We start from the raw sequence: 334 nt of genomic DNA, 5'->3' as shown, positions 1-334 counted from the left end.
GCAGCTCGAAGAGACCGTATCCCGGCTAGAACAACGTTTGGCAGAGGATAAGACCAATAAACCGTTGCGTAAGGCAGTTCGTACATTTCGCAAGGATTACGTGCCTCGGTGTCGGAAGTACGAGGCTCAACAATCGGTATTCCAAGGGCGAAACAACTACAGTAAGACCGACCCGGATGCAACCTTCATGCGGATGAAAGAGGATCATATGAGAAATGGGCAACTCAAGCCCGGATACAACGTTCAAGTGGGTACCGAGAACCAGTTCATTGTCGGTTTCAGCATTCACCAGAGACCGACTGACACGCGTTGCCTAATCCCGCATCTAGAACAG

Annotated in this window: 1 pseudogene; it reads left to right on the top strand. The window is 50.6% G+C overall.

From position 1 onward, the window contains the following. Positions 1-334, top strand: a pseudogene (locus QMF38_RS09570) (IS1182 family transposase); the annotation flags it as partial.

Source organism: Alicyclobacillus hesperidum subsp. aegles, from assembly GCF_027923525.1.
Classification (GTDB): Bacteria; Bacillota; Bacilli; order Alicyclobacillales; family Alicyclobacillaceae; genus Alicyclobacillus; species Alicyclobacillus aegles.
The sequence above is the reverse complement of the archived record's forward strand: the minus strand, read 5'-3'. Positions and strand labels throughout refer to the sequence as shown.